General features: G+C 65.1%; 1 pseudogene. It reads left to right on the top strand.

Going from position 1 to position 298, the window contains the following annotated elements:
- Positions 1 to 298, top strand: a pseudogene (locus tag ACNQPL_RS26720) (acetolactate synthase large subunit); the annotation flags it as partial.

The following is a 298-nucleotide window of genomic DNA, read 5'->3' on the forward strand; positions in this document are numbered from 1 at the left end:
GATGCCGTGTACTTCCCGCAGGTCGAAGTGATCGGCGACATCGCCAACGCCGTGTGGCAGATCGCCGAAGGCCTGGGCGACACCTCGCACTGGGACTTCACCCGCCTCATGACCATCCGTGAGGCCAACGAGGCCCAGATCGCCGAAGGCGCCGACGACAACCGCTTCCCGGTCTACCCGCAGCGCTTGGTCGCCGACATCCGTCGCGTGCTGCCGTCCGAAGGCATCGTCGCCCTGGACAACGGCATCTACAAGATCTGGTTCGCCCGCAACTACAAGGCGCACAAGCCCAACACCG

Origin of the sequence: Pseudomonas sp. LFS044 (assembly GCF_047978245.1) — a bacterium.
In the GTDB taxonomy this organism is placed as follows: Bacteria; Pseudomonadota; Gammaproteobacteria; order Pseudomonadales; family Pseudomonadaceae; genus Aquipseudomonas.